The sequence below is a fragment of the Stenotrophomonas maltophilia group sp. Smal13 genome (assembly GCF_030236855.1).
GTDB classification, from domain to species: Bacteria; Pseudomonadota; Gammaproteobacteria; order Xanthomonadales; family Xanthomonadaceae; genus Stenotrophomonas; species Stenotrophomonas maltophilia_A.
On the sequence record NZ_JASJSQ010000036.1, the window covers coordinates 13,183 to 28,069 of the forward strand.

The window sequence follows — 14,887 nt, forward strand, 5'->3', positions numbered from 1 at the left end:
ATCATCCGGCGTACGCCACCCAGCCCTTGAAGCTGAAGCCGGCGTAGAACAGCTCCACGTTGTCGAAGCCGGCCTCCTGCAGTAGCACAACCTCCTGCTCCGGCGACAGCAACGGCAACCGTTCGGCAATGGCGTCGATCGCGCGCTGCGCATCGGCGTGGGCAACCCCCGAGGCTTCGGCGAACGCCGCGTAGCGCTGCAACCAGCGCAGCTTGCCGGCCGGGTCCTGTGGCACGCTGTGGTGCGCCACCACCAGCGGCGCGCCGGGTTGCAGGCGCCGGTGCAGTTCGCGCAGCGTGTGCAGGCGCTGCCCGGCATCGAGGAAGTGCAGGGTCAGCAGGCAGCTGGCACCGTCGAAGCGCGCATCGGGTGCATCGTCGATATAGCCTTCCAGCAGCTGCACGCGCGACATCAGCGGACCCAGTGTCTGCTCGGCCAGGGCCAGCATCGGCGCGGCCGGGTCGACCCCCAGCAGCTGCCAGCCCGGCTGCGCCTCGGCGAAGGCCTTCAGTTCCAACCCGCCACCGGCACCCAGCACCAGCACGCGGCCCTGCGCAGGGACACGTTCGGCCAGCAGCAGCCGGCTCATCTGCTGCAGGGCGAGGAAGCCGGGCACTTGGCGCAGCGGCGCTTCGGCATAGCGGGCCACCGCCTGCGGATCGGAGAACGTGGACATGCGCGGATTCCTGCAGCGGGGGACATACCACTGTAGCGCGGCGCGCAAGAGGCATTGCGCGCCGCTGCCGCACGGGCAGGACAGGGCTCAGGCCGCTGCGGCCTCAAGCACGTCTTCCAGCCGCACCTCGCCGAGGAATCCACCGCCGCTGGTTGCCGGCTGCTGCGCTTCGATGGCGTGGGCGAACTGCACGCCGGCGTCGTCCTGCAGGCGCTCGAACAGCTGCTGCACCCTTGGGAACTCGCGTCGATCGACCACCTGGTGATAGTCGTTCCAGCGCGCGATGCCTGCGAAGTAGGCGTCGGCAAAGCTGCGCTGTTCGCCCAGCAGCCACGGGCCCGTGCCGATCATCTGCTCCAGCGCCTGGTGGGCGTGGCGCACCTTGGTCGTGCCATAGGCACGCAGCGCCTCGCCTTCATCGCCTTCCGCATGCTCCAGTGCGTGCCAGAGCGGCGCGTAGGCACCGAAGAAACTGGTGTTGAGATAGGCCAGCCGATGGTTGAGGCGATCGAAGCCGGAGGTGCCCTGTGCGAAGCCCAGGCCCTGTGCGATGCCCTTCGTGGCCAGGTGGTTGAGGATGGCCAGGCTCTCGCTGAGCAGCTCGCCCTGTGTGGTTCGCAGGGTCGGGGTTTCGCCCAGTGGATTGAGGCGGCGGTAGTCTTCGCCCTGCACCTGGCCGGGCATCTCGATGCGGCACAGGTGATACGGCTGGCTCAGCCACTCCAGCGCGATGATGGAGCCGAACGAGCAGCCCGAGGGCACGCCGTAGAAGAGGATCGGGGTCATGGTAGGTTTCCGGTTCGAGCCGCGATGCGGCGGGTGAGGAAAGCGTGCCGGCGTGGACATTGCCCAGGAAGCCGTCCGAATGGCATCCTGAAGTCCACACATGTGGACGTTGCGCATGCTCAACCTCAACGATCTGGCTCTGTTCGTGACTGCGGTGGAGCAGGGCGGTTTCGCCGCAGGCGGGCGCCATCTGGGCCTGCCGCGCTCGACCCTGAGCAAGCGCGTGGCGCTGCTGGAAGAACAGCTCCAGGTGCGGCTGCTGCAACGCAGTTCGCGCCGCTTCGCATTGACCGAGGTCGGCCAGGAGTTCTTCGAGCGCGCACGCGCAGCGTTGTCTGAGGTCGAGGCCGCCGAGGCCATCGTCCGCGACCGCCAGGCCGAACCCAGCGGCACCGTACGCATCAGCGCTTCGATTCCGGTGGTGCAGGGCGAGCTCGCCGCGTGCCTGCCTGCACTGGCCCGCCGCTATCCACGGCTGCGCATCGAAGTTGAAGTGAGTGATCGTTTCATCGATCTGGCTCAGGAGGGCATCGACATCGCTCTGCGCAGTCACTTCGGTCCGCTGCCGGATTCCGGGTTGGTGCAGCGAATGCTCGGCAGCGAGCGCATCGTGCTGGTGGCGTCCCCTGGCTATCTGGCAGCCGCGCCGGCAGTGGATACGCCCGAGCAGCTACGTGCGCATGCCGCCCTGCTGACCGCGCGTCATGCAACGCGCTGGACGCTGCACGGCCCCGACGCCCGCACCATGCAGGTGGAGCCGCAGGTGGCGCTGGTCGGCAATGAATCGCAGCTGCTGATCGCGGCGGCCGAAGCCGGTCTTGGTATTACCGTGTTGCCACACAGCCTGTGTACCGAGGCCCTTGCCGCTGGCCGCCTGCAGCAGGTGCTGCCGGCGTGGCATGCCGGCGAAGTGACCACCAGCGTGCTGCTGCCGCATCGTCGCGGCCAGTTGCCGGGCGTGCGTGTGGTGGTGGATGCGCTGGCCGCGCATTACCAGCTCAACGCAGCGCGCGCGCCAGTACCTGCCAGATCCTCGGGTCCTGGCACTGCGAAACGTTGAAACGTACATAGTCAGCCGCGCGCTGCGACTGGCTGAACGCGTTGCCCGGTGCCAGCACGATGCCCTCGCGCAGGCATTGCCGGGCCAGTGCGGCGGCATCGCGGCCATCGGGCAGCTGGCACCACAGGAACAGCCCGGCTTCCGGCTGCAGCCACGGCGTGATGCCCAGCGCCTGCAGCTTCCGCAGCGTGTGCCGGCGCGCATCGGCCAGGCGCGAACGTACCGACTGCATGTGGCGGCGGTAGCCGCTGTCGGTCAGCGCGATGTGCATCAACTGCATCGCCAGGTGACCGCCGCCGAAGCTGGTGGCCAGCTTCAGGTCGGTCAGCGCCTCGATCCAGTCATGGCGCGCAGCGATGTAGCCACAGCGCGAAGCCGCCGACAGCGTCTTGGAGAAGCTGCCGACGTGGATCACCCGCGACAGTCCATCGAGCGCGGCCAGCCGCGGCGCAGGCTGCAGTTCGAAGTCGGCGAAGATGTCGTCCTCGACGATGATCAGTTCATTGCGTTCGGCCAGGCCCAGCAGGCGGTGCGCGGTGCTGGCGGAAAGCACCGCGCCGGTCGGGTTGTGCAGGCCTGAGTTGGTGATGTACAGCCGCGGCGTATGCGCCTGAACTGCCTGCGCGAACGCCTCCAGGTCCGGGCCGCTGTGCGTGTACGGCACGCCGATGGCCTGCACCTGGTGCGCCTTCAGCAACGCGTGGTAGTTGAAGTAACTGGGGTCATCCACCAGCACGCAGTCGCCGGGCTTGAGCAGGAAACGGCAGAGCAGATCGACCGCGTGCGTACCGGATTCGGTCAGCAGGATCTGCTCCATCGGCGCATCGATGCCCAGCGCCGCGCTGCGTCGTTGCAGCAGCTGGCGCAATGCGGGCAGCCCGAGCGGGCCGGCGTAGTCGACCAGCTGTAGGGCATCGGCACGTGCGAGCCGACGCAGGCCGCGGCGCACGCCATCGTGATATAGCCAATCACTGGGCATCCAGCCGCAGCCAGGCTTGAGGTGGCCCGCCGGCGTTTCCAGCGATTGCCGCGACACCCACAGTGGATCCACCGCGCGGTCCAGCCGCGGCTCCATTTCAGCCAGCGCCAGCGGTGCGGCCGGCCCACTGACGTAGAAGCCGGATCCTGCGCGCGCACTGATCAGGCCTTCGGCGGCCAGGCGCTCGTAGGCCTCGACCACGGTCGAGACCGACACCCCCATCGCCGCCGCCTGCGCACGTACCGAAGGCAGGCGCGAGCCGGGGCCATCCACCCGCGCACCGATGCGGGCGCGGACGGTCTGGATGACCGATTCAATGCGGGTGAGCGAACGTGGCATGGCGGAACCGTAGTGGAAGTGTGGGCAGTACAGTTACTTGCGACTGTACTGGATTGTAGCTGGGGTCGTTCCGCGCTGGATGCTTCCATACAGGTCCAGCCGGGCATCGTCCGGCATCTTCAGGAGTACAGGCGTGGAACGGTCGGCGAGTGGTTGGATCAATGGCTTCATCGGTGTAGTGATCTTCGCGGGCTCCCTGCCGGCCACCCGCTTGGCGGTACTGCAGCTGGACGCCGGATTCGTCACTGCTGCACGCGCGACCATTGCCGCCGTGCTCGGCCTTGGCCTGCTCCTTCTGCTGCGCCAGCCGTGGCCGCGGCGCAATGACCTGCCAGGCCTGGTGGTGGTCAGTCTGGGGGTGGTGGTCGGCTTTCCGCTGTTGACCGCGCTCGCGCTGCGGCATGCGTCATCGGCACACACCATCGTGTTCCTCGGCCTGCTGCCACTGAGCACTGCGGTGTTCGGCGTGCTGCGCGGCGGCGATCGACCGCGCCCGGCATTCTGGTTGTTCTCGCTGCTGGGCAGTGCCTGCGTGGTCGGCTATGCGGTGCGCAACGGCATCGAGGCCTCGCTGCAGGCTGACCTGCTGATGCTGGCGGCGATCGTGGTGTGTGGGCTCGGCTATGCCGAAGGCGGTCGGCTCGCCCGCCATCTGGGTGGCTGGCAGGTGATCAGCTGGGCGCTGCTGCTGGCGTTGCCGGTGATGCTGCCGCTGACAGTGCTGATGCGCCCGGCCTCGTTCACCGCAGTCGGTGCTTCGGCGTGGTGGGCACTGGGCTACGTGGCGGTGTTCAGCATGCTGATTGGCTTCCTGTTCTGGTACCGCGGGCTGGCCCAGGGCGGCATTGCGGCCGTCGGCCAACTGCAGCTGCTGCAACCGTTCTTTGGCCTGGCCCTGGCCGCGCTGCTGCTGCACGAATCGGTCAGCCTCAGCATGGTGCTGGTGACCGTGGTCGCGGTGATCTGCGTGGCAGGCGCCCGCCGCTTCAGCCGCTGAGCGAAAAAGGGGACGGAGGGGATTAAGTCGTAATCGGCCCTACTGTGCCTGAAACGACTTAATCCCCTCCGTCCCCTTTCCGACGATAGCGTGCGCGTATCGTGGAGGGCGGTGAACAGTATTGGCTGCGGCCTGCGTGCTTGGTTGAAGCTGGGCGCATGAAGCCGATCTCGCGTATTTCCTTCGAAGGCCAGGTGGGTCTGGTGACCGGCGCCGCCGGTGGACTGGGCCTGGCCTACAGCCGCCTGCTGGCCGAGCGTGGCGCGCATGTGGTGATGCATGACGTCGGTGCCGGCACCGATGGCCGTGGTACCGATCCGCTTCGCATCCAGCACAGTGCCGAAGCGTTGCAGGCGCGGGGGCTATCGGTGCAGGCCGTCAGTGATCCCATCGACCATCGCACGGGCTGCCACGGGCTGGTGCAGGATCTGCTGCAGCAGCACGGCCGCATCGATTTCCTGATCCACAACGCCGGCTGGGTCGAGTACCAGACGCTGGAAGCGATCGAGGACGAAGCGCTGGAGCAGATGCTGTGCCTGGCCGCGAAGACGCCGTTGTGGCTGGCGCAGGCGGCGTGGCCGGCAATGCGCGCGGCGGGCGGTGGGCGCATCGTCATCACCACGTCCGATCGCGCGCTGTATCCGCAGTACGCACAGCGCGGGCTGTCTGCGTACGCGATGGCCAAACTGGCCGCGCTCGGTCTGGTCAATGTGCTGGCACTGGAAGGTGCCGAGCATGGCATCGTGGTCAATGGGGTTTCGCCGGTGGCAAAGACGCGCATGTGGGGCATCGAGGGTGAGCCCGATGAGCTGCATCCGGAAGCTGTTGCGCAAGGTGTGGCCTATCTGGCATCCACGCGCTGCCAGGACGGCGGCTGGGTGCTGCGCGCAAGCAATGGCCAGTTCCACGCACTGCGCCTGCAGGAGGCCGAGCATGTGGCGTACCCAAGGGATCTGCGCGCGGTCAGTGCCGACAGCATCGAGTCGGTGGCGCTGCAGTGGCCGGCCATCGCTCGCGCCAGCGTCGACGTGCGCGGCTGAGGGCGTACCCTAGGCGGGTTCCCACTGCCTGCTTCGAGATGATCGACCTGCGCCTGCTTCGCCAGTATGTGGCCGTGGCCGAAGAACTGCATTTCCACCGCGCCGCCGCCCGCCTGCACATGTCGCAGCCGCCGCTGACCGCGGCGATACGACGGCTGGAAGACGAGCTCGGAAGTGAACTGATCGTGCGCGGCAACCGCACGCTGGGCCTGACCGTGGCCGGGCAGACCTTGCTGGTGGAGGCGCGGGCAACGCTGCAGCAGGCCGAGCAGGGGTTGCAGCGCACGCGCGAAGCTGCAGCGGGGCAGTCCGGCAGCCTGCGTGTAGGCTATGTCGGCAGTGCGCTGTATGGCCGCCTGCCAGGTTTGATCCGCCGCTTCCGCCAGCAGTACCCGCAGGTGCAGTTGCACCTGCAGGAAGCCACGTCGCGCCAGCAGCAGTTGTGGCTGCGTGAGCAGCGCATCGACGTTGGCGTGTTGATTCCACCGATTCCCGCCGCCGAGCTGGTACTGCACGACTTCGACCATGACCGCCTGGCGATTGCGCTGCCGCGCGCTCATGCGCTGGCCGACGCGCCGGAGGTCAGTGTGGCGATGCTGGCTGAAGAACCGTTCGTTTCATGGCCTGCAGCCGAGGGCATCGGCTTCCACGCGCAGGTGCTGGGCCTGTGTACCGCTGCGGGCTTCACCCCGCGCGTGGTGCAGGAAGCGCAGGGCATGCACGCGGTGCTGTCGCTGGTGGCGGTGGAGGCGGGCGTGGCGATCGTTCCGGCCAGCATGGCCAGCTTCCGTTCGCAGGAGATCGTCTATCGCGTGCTGGAGGACGAAGCAGCGCGTTTCGACCTGCCGTTCTGCAAGCGGCCGGAACAGCCATCGCCGGTGCTGCGCAATTTCCTGCAGACGGCGGGCACCAACTGATTCTGTGGACCTGCTACGCCTTGTCGCCCTGGAACAGATGCGCAACGGCATAGTCGATGAACACCCGCAGGCGTGCGCTGGGATGGCGCCCACCGGGCCATAGCAATGAGAACTGCCCCTGGTGCGTGGGCCGTGCAGGCAGTACCCGTTGCAGGCGGCCATCGGCCAGCGCGTCGGCTGCGAGGAAGTCAGGCATCCAGGCCAGGCCCATGCAACCGATCGCAGCGGCCAGCACGGCCTCCATGTTGTTGCAGGTCATCGCCGTGGGAAGGCGCGCTCCAGCATCGCCTTCGATGCCCGGCAGCTGCCACGGGTGCAGCTTTCCGGTGGTGGGGTAACGGAAGCGCAGCGCGCTATGCAGGCGCAGCTCGCTCACATCACCGGGCGTGCCATGCGCCTGCAGATAGCCCGGCGCCGCACAGAGAATGAAACGGAAGCCGCCCAGCCGCCGTGCGGTCAGGCTGGAATCGGCCAGTTCACCGCTGCGTATCACCGCGTCGAGGCCTTCGCTGACCATGTCGACGATGCGATCGTTGAAGTCCAGTTCCAGCTGCACCTGCGGGTAGCGTTGCTGGAAGCCAGGCAGCACCGGCAGCAGGAAGCGGTAGCCGATGGTGGGCAGGCCGATGCGCAGCAGTCCACTGGGCGCGTGCTGTCGCTGCGCCAGATCCGCCCGCGCTTCGGAAAGTTCATCCAGTGCCCGCCGGCAGCGCTGCAGCAGCAGTTCGCCTTCGTCGGTGAGGTGCACGCGGCGGGTGGTGCGCTGGAACAGGCGGGTGCCGAGTTCCTGTTCAAGGCGGGCGATGCGCTTGCCCACGGCCGACGCGGACAGGCCGAGGACGCGAGCGGCGCCGACGATGCTGCCTGCTTCGGCGGTACGGACGAAGGCCAGCAGGGCAGAGATGGAATCCATGCGGGGCATGATTACGGAACATCGGGCCGCAATCAACGTCCATCGAGCCTGTTTTTCAGGAATAGCGGCCTGTCCATCATCAATGCCCCTGATGGATGGAGGCCCGCATGGCCCCGGTTTCGATGCTTCCCGTACCTTCCCACACGCAGCAGCGCTGGGCCCTGCTTGCCGTCTGCCTGGCTGCACTGGCGCTGCCCTTGTCCTTCTCGGCCGGTGCCGTCGCGGTGCCGGCGCTGGCCCGTTCCGCGGCGTCGTCGCCGACTGCGCTGGCCTGGGTGACCAACGCCTTCATGCTCACCTTCGGCAGCCTGTTGCTTGCTGCCGGTGGCCTGGCGGACCGCTATGGCCGACGGCGGTTGTTCCTGCTGGGTACCGCGGGCTTCAGCATCGCCACTGCCGTCGTCTGCCTTGCGCCCACGCTGCTGTGGCTGGATCTGGCGCGCGGGCTGCAGGGCGTTGCCGCTGCAGCGGCGCTGGCGTCCGGCACCGCTGCGCTGGCGCATGCCTGGCAGGGGCCGGTGCGTGCCCGTGTGTTCGCCCTGCTGGGCACCACATTCGGTGCGGGGCTGGCGCTGGGGCCGCTGCTCGCGGGTCTGCTGCTGCAGGCGTTGGGATGGCGCAGTGTGTTCGCCGCGGGCGGTGTACTGACGCTGGCGGCGTTCGCCGTGGGCGCGCGCGCGTTGTCCGAAAGCCATGGCGAACGCGGGCGGCTGGATGTCGGCGGCATGCTGGGCTTCAGCCTGATGCTGGCGGCGTTGACCCTGGCCCTGCTGTGGCTGGGTGAATTCGGCCTGCATGCCATGCGCGTGCAACTGGCGCTGTTGGCGACGCTGATGCTGGGCGGGGTATTCGTCTGCATCGAACGGCTGCACCGCTCACCGTTGCTGGACCTCTCGCTGTTCTCGCAACCGGCGTTCCTCGGTGTCCAGCTTCTGCCGGTCGCAACCTGCTTCGGCTACGTGGTGCTGCTGGTGGTGTTGCCTCTGCAGCTGTTGGGCGTGCATGCACAGAGCGCGACATTGGTCGGGCTGCAGATGCTGGCTCTGTCCGCGCCGATGCTGGTGCTGCCGATGCTGGCCGCGCGCTGGGCGGAACGCGTTGGAAGTACGCGGCTGTGTACGCTGGGCCTGCTGGTCTGTGCCTCTGGGTTGTACCTTTTGTCGCGCCACGCATCGCATCCGTCGCCCTCGCAGTGGGTGCCGTTGCTGATGCTGATCGGCGCTGGAACGGCCTTGCCGTGGGGCTTGATGGATGGGCTGTCGGTCAGCGTGGTGCCGGTGCAGCGTGCGGGCATGGCCGCCGGCATCTTCGGAACCGTGCGGGTGGCCGGTGAAGGCATCGCATTGGCCGCAGTCACTGCCTTGCTTGCGCTGCTGATCGGCTACCAGCTGCAGGGAGCATCGCCTGCATCGCTGGCGCGTGCCGGTGCCTATCTGGCCACGGGGGCGCAGGCACAGGCGCAGGCACTGCTTCCGGCGATGAGCGGCGCACAGCTGCAGCAGGCCAGTGCCGAGGCGCTGGCGATACTGCTGCGTGTCCTAGCGCTGCTGACTGCCGCATGCGCTGTGCTGTTGCACCTGCTGCTGCGGCGGCCAGCGTTGGCCGTGATCAGAACCGATAGCTGATGGTGCCGGTCACCACGCGCGGGTAGCCGGCGAAGCAGTCGCCAAAGGTGCGGCACGGCGCGTAGTAGCGCTTGCCGGTGAGGTTGGTGATGTTCAATGCCATCGTCCAGTCGGTCACCTGCACTTCCAGCAATGCATCGGCCAGCGTGTAGCTGGGCGTGACGATGCGCCCGCCATTGCCCAGCGACACCGTGTTGCCGACATGGCGCACGCCCAGGCCCAGGCGCAGGCGTGCGGCATCGTCCAGTTGGAAGCCCTTCGAAACCCAGGCCGAGGCCAGGTCCTGCGGGGTGTCGTTGAGGCGCTGGCCTACTTCCAATGCGAAGTTGCTGCGGCTGACCTCGGCCTCGTTGCGCGCAACGGCAGCGGTGACCGTCAGGTCGTTGGCGAACTGGAACTGCCCTTCCAGCTCCACGCCCTTGGAGCGGATCTGCCCCGTCTGCACCACGTTCAGCACATTGTCCGGATCGTTGGTCTGCCGGTTGGTTTCGGTGATGCGGTACGCCGCCAGCGTCAGCAGCAGGTTGCGCGCCGGTTGCCACTTGATGCCGGCCTCGGATTGGCGGCCGCGCATCGGCTTGAAGGCGCTGCCGAACAGATCCTGGCCGGACACCGGCAGGAACGATTCGCTGTAGCTCAGGTAGGGCGAAACGCCCGCACCCAGTTCGCCGATCAGCCCGGCGCGGTAGGTGGTGGCATTGTCGGTCTGGCTGGGCTGGCCTTCGGTCTTCGAGCGTGCATGGTCGCGGCGCGCGCCCAGCACCAGCGAGATGCGGTCGGCCCAGCGGATCTGGTCCTGCACATAGACACCCAGCTGGGTGGAGGTCTGGTCCGGCTGACGATCCCAGCCACGCACGATCGGTGCGACCGATACCGGGGTGTAGATGTCGATCGGCGTGCCGGTGGCGTCCAGCCGCTGCAGCTGCTCCTTGTATTGGCTGTAGTCCACGCCGGCCAGCAGCAGATGCTGGAAGGCACCGGTGGCGAAGTCGAACTGCAGCGCATTGTCGGCGCTGAAGATCTGCACGTCGGGGCGGGTGCCATAGGCCGTACGGTTGACCACGCGCCGCTCGGCGTCGATGAAGGGATCTTCCGGATTGCTGTAGCTGTCCACGTACATCTGCTGCAGAGTGGTCCTGCCATCGATGTAACGCACTGCCGAGCGCAGGCTGAGCGTGTCGTTGAAGCTGTGGTCGAACAGCGCGGTCAGGCTGTAGACGCGCGAGTCGATGCGGTCGAAGTCGGGATCGCCGATGAAGGTGGACGGGTCGAGGCGGCGTCCGGGCGGTGCAAGCAGGGTCGCGGCCAGCGGCAGGAACTGCTGGCTGGAGCCTGTCTTGTCATGCTGATAGCTGGCCAGCAGGGTCAAGGTGCTGCGTTCACCGCGCCAGCTGATCGACGGTGCCAGATAGACGCGGTCATCCTTCAATACATCGGTCTGCATGTTCGATTCACGCACCAGCCCGACGAAGCGGCCGGCAAGCGTACCGGCATCGTTCAATGCGCCGCCGATGTCACCCTGCAGCTGCCTGCGGTCGAAACTGCCGAGCTGCACGCCGACCTCGCCGTTGAGGGCGCCGAAGGTCGGGCGCTTGCTCATTGCATTGATGATGCCGCCGGTGGCGCCGGCACCATACAGCACCGAGGACGGGCCGCGCAGCACTTCCACCCGCTCCAGGCCATAGATTTCCGGGCGGGCGAGGGGGCTGAAACCGTAGCTGCGGCGCAGGCCATCCTGGTACTGCACCGGGTCCAGCCCGCGCACCGAGGTCGCATCGTTGCGGGTATCCAGCCCCCACGCATCGGCGGTGACGCCGGCGCTGTAGCGCAGCACTTCCTGCAGGTTGTGCGCGCCGCGATCGGTGAACAGCTGCTGGGTGACCACGCTGATCGCCTGCGGCGTCTCGGTCAGGGCGGTGTCGGTCTTGGTCGCGGTGCTGGCCCGCTCGGCCACCACCGTTACCTTGTCCAGGGTGCGCGGCGCCGGGGTGTCCTGGGCCTGGGCGATGGCCGAGGCCAGCAGGGTGGGCAGGGCGAGCGTGTACAGCAGCGGACGCGACGGCAGAGCGGGCATCGGGAGTGATCCGGGAAGGGCGGTGACGGCGGATTATCCGGATGCCCGCCTTCAAATACAAATGATTCCCAAGTGCGATTGAGGTGCACTGGCCCGGCGTCAGGGCAGGCCGTCCGTCGCGCCGCGGATGCTCATCCAGGCGCCACCACCGGGGGCGCTGCCGGCGCGGACACGGAAGCCGTGCAGGCCGGCAATGGCGGCCACGATCGACAGGCCCAAGCCGAATCCAGGCCCCTGGCCGGCGCTGCTGCTGCCACGGAAGAAGCGCTGGTAGATCAGCGTGCGGTCCTGTGGCGGAATGCCCGGCCCGTTGTCGATCACATCGATCCTCGGGGCGCCGTGATCATCGACCGCACGCAGCAGGATGCGGCCGTGTGCAGGGGTGAACTGCAGGGCATTGGACAACAGGTTGGCCAGCGCTTCGAACAGCAGCTCGCGGTCGCCACGCAGCGGGCCCACCTTCGGGTCCACCTGCAGCTCCAGCAACTGCTGCTTCTCTTCGGCCAGCGGCAGGTAGAACTGGTGCAGTTCCTGCAGCAGCTCGGTGACGTCGACCGCGTCGAAGGCCGAACGTCGCTGGTGGCTCTCCAGTTCCGACACCCGCAGCAGCGCGGCGAAGCGCGCCATCAGCATGTCAGTCTCGGCCAGCGCCTTGTCCAGTGGATCGGCATGCGGGTCCCGTTCGTCCAGGCCCACGCGCATGCGGTACAGATGCGCGCGCAGGCGGGTCAGCGGGGTGCGCAGATCGTGGGCGATGCTGTCGCACACGCCTTTGACCTCGGTCATCAGCTGTTCGATGCGTTCCAGCATGGCATTGACGATGCTCGACAGCCGATCGATCTCGTCGCGACGGCTGGAGACCGGCAGGCGCTGGCCGAGGTCGCCGGCAACAATGCGGTTGGTGGCCGCTTCGATCTGCTGGATCCGTTTCAACGGGCGCCGGCGCAGCAGATGCCAGCCCACCAGGCCGGGAATGACGGTCAGCGACACGCCCCACAGCAGTGCATCAAGGATGATGCTGTTGACCGCCATGAGCTTGCCATTCTGGCGCACGAATACCAGCGTGCGGCCATCGCGGGTCACCACGCCGAGCGCACTGCCGCCGTTGTCGTGGCGGCCATCGGCCAGCGTCCAACCGTCCACCGCATGCGAGTTGCCATCCAGCGGCAGTCCCTCGGGGATCGCTGTCAGCGGGCCCGCCATCGGCATGCCGGCTTTGTCGAACAACCCATAGGTATAGACCTGGTGCAGATCGAAGCGCTGGCTGTCGCGCAATGCTTCATCCAGTGCCGGGCCGTCGAAGCTCATGAAAAGGTGCGCGCGCTGCTGCAGGCCCGATTCGGTCAGGTCACTCAGGTAATCCGAGATGCGCCAGTACATCACGCCCAGCAGCAGGCTCGACCACGCCACGAACAGGATGCAGTACAGGCCCAGCAGTCTGCTGCTGGAAGAGCGCCAGTGGTCAGGATTGCGCGTCGAAGACATAGCCGGTTCCCCGTACGGTCATGATCGGCTGCGGTCGGCCGGGTTGTTCGATGCGCTTGCGCACGCGGCCGATATGCACGTCGATCAGGTTGGTACCCGGATCGAAGTGGTAGCCCCAGACTTCCTGGAACAGCATGCTGCGGGTGACCACCTGGCCGGCGTTGCGGACCAGGAATTCGAGCAGCTTGAACTCGGTCGGCAGCAGCGCGATTTCATGCCCGCCGCGTCGCGCCGAACGGGTCATCAGGTCCAGTTCCAGGTCACCGGCGCGCAGCACGTTGTCGATGGCAGCGGCCTGGCCCTGGCGCCGGATCAGCACTTCCACGCGTGCAGCCATTTCGTCGGAAGCGAAGGGCTTGGTCAGGTAGTCGTCGCCACCGGCGCGCAGGCCACGCACGCGTTCATCCACGTCCGACAGTGCGCTGATCATCAGCACCGGCGTGGTGATGCCTTCGCGGCGCAAGGTAGTGACCAGGGCCAGCCCGTCGATGCCGGGCAGCATGCGGTCCAGGGTGATTACCGCGTAGTCGCCTGCACGTGCCAGCGCCAGGCCGTTGCTGCCGTCGCTGGCCAGGTCCACGTCGAAGCCGTGGCTGCGCAGTTCGGTGGCGATTTCCTCTGCGGTGACAAGATCGTCCTCGATGGTGAGTACGCGCGGCATGGGCCAGTGTGCAGAGTGGGACAGGGGCATCCTCGCAATCGTGGGCAGCGACTGCAAATGAAAAATGTTTCATGCGCCATTTAGCAGGATCGTGCCGCCACGTCTTCTATATTCGGCGCCGAACGCTCCCCCACGCGTGGAACCTGCAGCCGATGATCCTTCCGAACCCCTCCCGTCCGTACCGTGCCTGGCGGCTGCCGCGAACCGCGGGCCTGCCGCTGCTGGCGCTCGCCCTGGCCGGCCTGCTCAGCGCCTGCGGCAAGGACGCGCCCAAGCCCGGCGCGACGACGCCTGAGGTGACGGTGCTGACCCTGCGCAGCCAGCCGCTGGCACTGCAGCAGGAACTGCCTGGGCGCAGCGTTGCCTCGCAGGAATCGGACGTGCGCCCGCAGGTCGATGGCGTGCTGGTGAAGCGGTTGTTCGAGCAGGGCCAGTGGGTGAAGGCCGGGCAGCCGTTGTTCCAGATCGAACCGGCGCTGTACCAGGCGGCGCTGAACGAGGCGCAGGCCAACCTGAAAACGGCCGAGGCCGCTGCGGTGACCGCGCGCCTGCGGGCGCAGCGCATGCAGGCGTTGGGCAAGGACCAGCTGGCCGCGCGCCAGGACGTGGACGATGCGATCGCCAGCGACCAGCAGGCTGCCGCCGCGGCGCAGGCCGCACAGGCCGCGCGTGACACGGCCAGCACACGGCTGGGGTTCGCCACGGTGACCTCGCCGATTGCCGGGCGCATCGGCCGCGCGCTGTTCACGCCGGGGGCGCTGGTCACCTCGGGCCAGGCCGATCCACTGGCACGGGTGCAGCAGATGGACCCGATGAACGTGGACATCACCCAGTCCAGCAATGAGTACCTGGCACTGCGCCGCGCCATCGCCGACGGTGGCGTGCAGGCCGACACAGCACCGGTGCGGCTGCGCCTGTCCGATGGCACCGACTACCCGCTGCCCGGCACGCTGGAATTTGCCGACGTGGACGTGCAGCAGGAAACCGGCAGCATCACCCTGCGGGCGCGTTTCCCCAACCCGGATGGGCAGCTGCTGCCGGGCATGTACGTGCGCGCATTGGTGGGGCAGGGGACCCGCCAGCAGGCGCTGCTGGTGCCACAGGCGGCGGTCGATCGCAGCCCCAAGGGCGAGGCACAGGCGTGGCTGGTGGACAAGGACGGCAAGGCGCGGCTGCGCCTGTTCCGCACCGCGCGTGCGGTGGGCGATCAGTGGCTGGTGCTCGATGGCCTGGCCGCCGGGGAGCAGGTAGTGGTAGCCGGCGCGCAGGGCCTGGCCGATGGCATGACGGTACGGGTGAAGCCTGCACCTGCACCGGCCGGGAAGGACTGAGCAG

General features: G+C 67.7%; 13 protein-coding genes. 6 read left to right on the forward strand and 7 right to left on the reverse strand.

Annotation, left to right across the window (positions count from 1 at the left end; genetic code table 11):
* Nucleotide 1: 1 nt before the first annotated feature.
* Both QRO95_RS13390 and QRO95_RS13395 read right to left on the reverse strand, forming a co-directional pair.
* Complete coding sequence (locus QRO95_RS13390; protein WP_107431417.1) at nt 2-676, reverse strand: class I SAM-dependent methyltransferase; 675 nt, start codon at nt 674-676, stop codon at nt 2-4.
* An 87-nt stretch (nt 677-763) separates the two neighbouring features.
* A complete protein-coding gene (locus tag QRO95_RS13395; protein WP_285302775.1) occupies nt 764-1,462 on the reverse strand; it encodes a glutathione S-transferase family protein in 699 nt (232 codons plus the stop codon).
* 100 nt (nt 1,463-1,562) lie between these two features.
* Between QRO95_RS13395 and QRO95_RS13400 the strand changes: the two genes are divergently transcribed.
* Nucleotides 1,563-2,522, forward strand: coding sequence for a LysR substrate-binding domain-containing protein (locus tag QRO95_RS13400; protein WP_285302776.1), 960 nt, complete (start codon nt 1,563-1,565; stop codon nt 2,520-2,522).
* Here the strand turns inward: QRO95_RS13400 and QRO95_RS13405 are convergent.
* A complete protein-coding gene (locus QRO95_RS13405) occupies nt 2,461-3,840 on the reverse strand; it encodes a PLP-dependent aminotransferase family protein (protein ID WP_285302777.1) in 1,380 nt (459 codons plus the stop codon). The genes QRO95_RS13400 and QRO95_RS13405 overlap by 62 nt on opposite strands.
* Before the next feature lie 133 nt (nt 3,841-3,973).
* Between QRO95_RS13405 and QRO95_RS13410 the strand changes: the two genes are divergently transcribed.
* From QRO95_RS13410 to QRO95_RS13420, 3 genes are all read left to right on the forward strand, one after another.
* The gene (locus QRO95_RS13410) at nt 3,974-4,837 is read left to right on the forward strand and encodes a DMT family transporter (RefSeq protein WP_049463495.1); all 864 of its coding nucleotides are present in this window, start codon (nt 3,974-3,976) and stop codon (nt 4,835-4,837) included.
* Nucleotides 4,838-4,995: 158 nt separating this feature from the next.
* Nucleotides 4,996-5,877: an SDR family NAD(P)-dependent oxidoreductase gene (locus QRO95_RS13415; protein WP_285302778.1), complete on the forward strand. Its 882-nt coding sequence runs from the start codon at nt 4,996-4,998 to the stop codon at nt 5,875-5,877.
* A gap of 38 nt (nt 5,878-5,915) precedes the next feature.
* Nucleotides 5,916-6,794, forward strand: a complete 879-nt coding sequence (locus QRO95_RS13420) for a LysR family transcriptional regulator (RefSeq protein WP_201118302.1) — start codon at nt 5,916-5,918, stop codon at nt 6,792-6,794.
* Between the two features lie 13 nt (nt 6,795-6,807).
* Here the strand turns inward: QRO95_RS13420 and QRO95_RS13425 are convergent, their stop codons facing one another.
* On the reverse strand, nt 6,808-7,707 hold the full coding sequence (locus QRO95_RS13425; protein WP_285302779.1) for a LysR substrate-binding domain-containing protein: 900 nt from the start codon (nt 7,705-7,707) through the stop codon (nt 6,808-6,810).
* 107 nt (nt 7,708-7,814) lie between these two features.
* Between QRO95_RS13425 and QRO95_RS13430 the strand changes: the two genes are divergently transcribed.
* Complete coding sequence (locus QRO95_RS13430) at nt 7,815-9,332, forward strand: MFS transporter (RefSeq protein WP_285302780.1); 1,518 nt, start codon at nt 7,815-7,817, stop codon at nt 9,330-9,332.
* Here QRO95_RS13430 and QRO95_RS13435 read toward each other — a convergent pair.
* The 3 genes from QRO95_RS13435 to QRO95_RS13445 form a co-directional block, all read right to left on the reverse strand.
* The gene (locus QRO95_RS13435) at nt 9,316-11,406 is read right to left on the reverse strand and encodes a TonB-dependent siderophore receptor (protein ID WP_285302781.1); all 2,091 of its coding nucleotides are present in this window, start codon (nt 11,404-11,406) and stop codon (nt 9,316-9,318) included. The two genes, QRO95_RS13430 and QRO95_RS13435, sit on opposite strands and share 17 nt — an antisense overlap.
* 99 nt (nt 11,407-11,505) lie before the next feature.
* A complete protein-coding gene (locus tag QRO95_RS13440; protein ID WP_049400664.1) occupies nt 11,506-12,891 on the reverse strand; it encodes a HAMP domain-containing sensor histidine kinase in 1,386 nt (461 codons plus the stop codon).
* Nucleotides 12,869-13,552 (reverse strand): response regulator transcription factor, encoded by a 684-nt coding sequence (locus QRO95_RS13445; protein ID WP_032127741.1) that lies wholly within the window; start codon nt 13,550-13,552, stop codon nt 12,869-12,871. Before QRO95_RS13445 ends, QRO95_RS13440 begins: the two co-directional genes overlap by 23 nt.
* A 152-nt stretch (nt 13,553-13,704) precedes the next feature.
* On the opposite strand from QRO95_RS13445, the gene QRO95_RS13450 reads away from it, so the two are divergent.
* Nucleotides 13,705-14,883 (forward strand): efflux RND transporter periplasmic adaptor subunit, encoded by a 1,179-nt coding sequence (locus QRO95_RS13450; protein ID WP_049400666.1) that lies wholly within the window; start codon nt 13,705-13,707, stop codon nt 14,881-14,883.
* Nucleotides 14,884-14,887: the final 4 nt, after the last annotated feature.

Bases quoted from the DNA above. Each gene is read 5' to 3' on its own strand.
- QRO95_RS13400 (WP_285302776.1), top strand. From the start codon at position 1,563: ATGTGGACGTTGCGCATGCTCAACCTCAACGATCTGGCTCTGTTCGTG.
- QRO95_RS13430 (WP_285302780.1), top strand. From the start codon at position 7,815: ATGGCCCCGGTTTCGATGCTTCCCGTACCTTCCCACACGCAGCAGCGC.
- QRO95_RS13450 (WP_049400666.1), top strand. From the start codon at position 13,705: ATGATCCTTCCGAACCCCTCCCGTCCGTACCGTGCCTGGCGGCTGCCG.
- QRO95_RS13445 (WP_032127741.1), bottom strand. From the start codon at position 13,552: ATGCCGCGCGTACTCACCATCGAGGACGATCTTGTCACCGCAGAGGAA.
- QRO95_RS13435 (WP_285302781.1), bottom strand. From the start codon at position 11,406: ATGCCCGCTCTGCCGTCGCGTCCGCTGCTGTACACGCTCGCCCTGCCC.
- QRO95_RS13425 (WP_285302779.1), bottom strand. From the start codon at position 7,707: ATGGATTCCATCTCTGCCCTGCTGGCCTTCGTCCGTACCGCCGAAGCA.
- QRO95_RS13405 (WP_285302777.1), bottom strand. From the start codon at position 3,840: ATGCCACGTTCGCTCACCCGCATTGAATCGGTCATCCAGACCGTCCGC.
- QRO95_RS13420 (WP_201118302.1), top strand. From the start codon at position 5,916: ATGATCGACCTGCGCCTGCTTCGCCAGTATGTGGCCGTGGCCGAAGAA.
- QRO95_RS13415 (WP_285302778.1), top strand. From the start codon at position 4,996: ATGAAGCCGATCTCGCGTATTTCCTTCGAAGGCCAGGTGGGTCTGGTG.
- QRO95_RS13390 (WP_107431417.1), bottom strand. From the start codon at position 676: ATGTCCACGTTCTCCGATCCGCAGGCGGTGGCCCGCTATGCCGAAGCG.
- QRO95_RS13440 (WP_049400664.1), bottom strand. From the start codon at position 12,891: ATGTCTTCGACGCGCAATCCTGACCACTGGCGCTCTTCCAGCAGCAGA.
- QRO95_RS13395 (WP_285302775.1), bottom strand. From the start codon at position 1,462: ATGACCCCGATCCTCTTCTACGGCGTGCCCTCGGGCTGCTCGTTCGGC.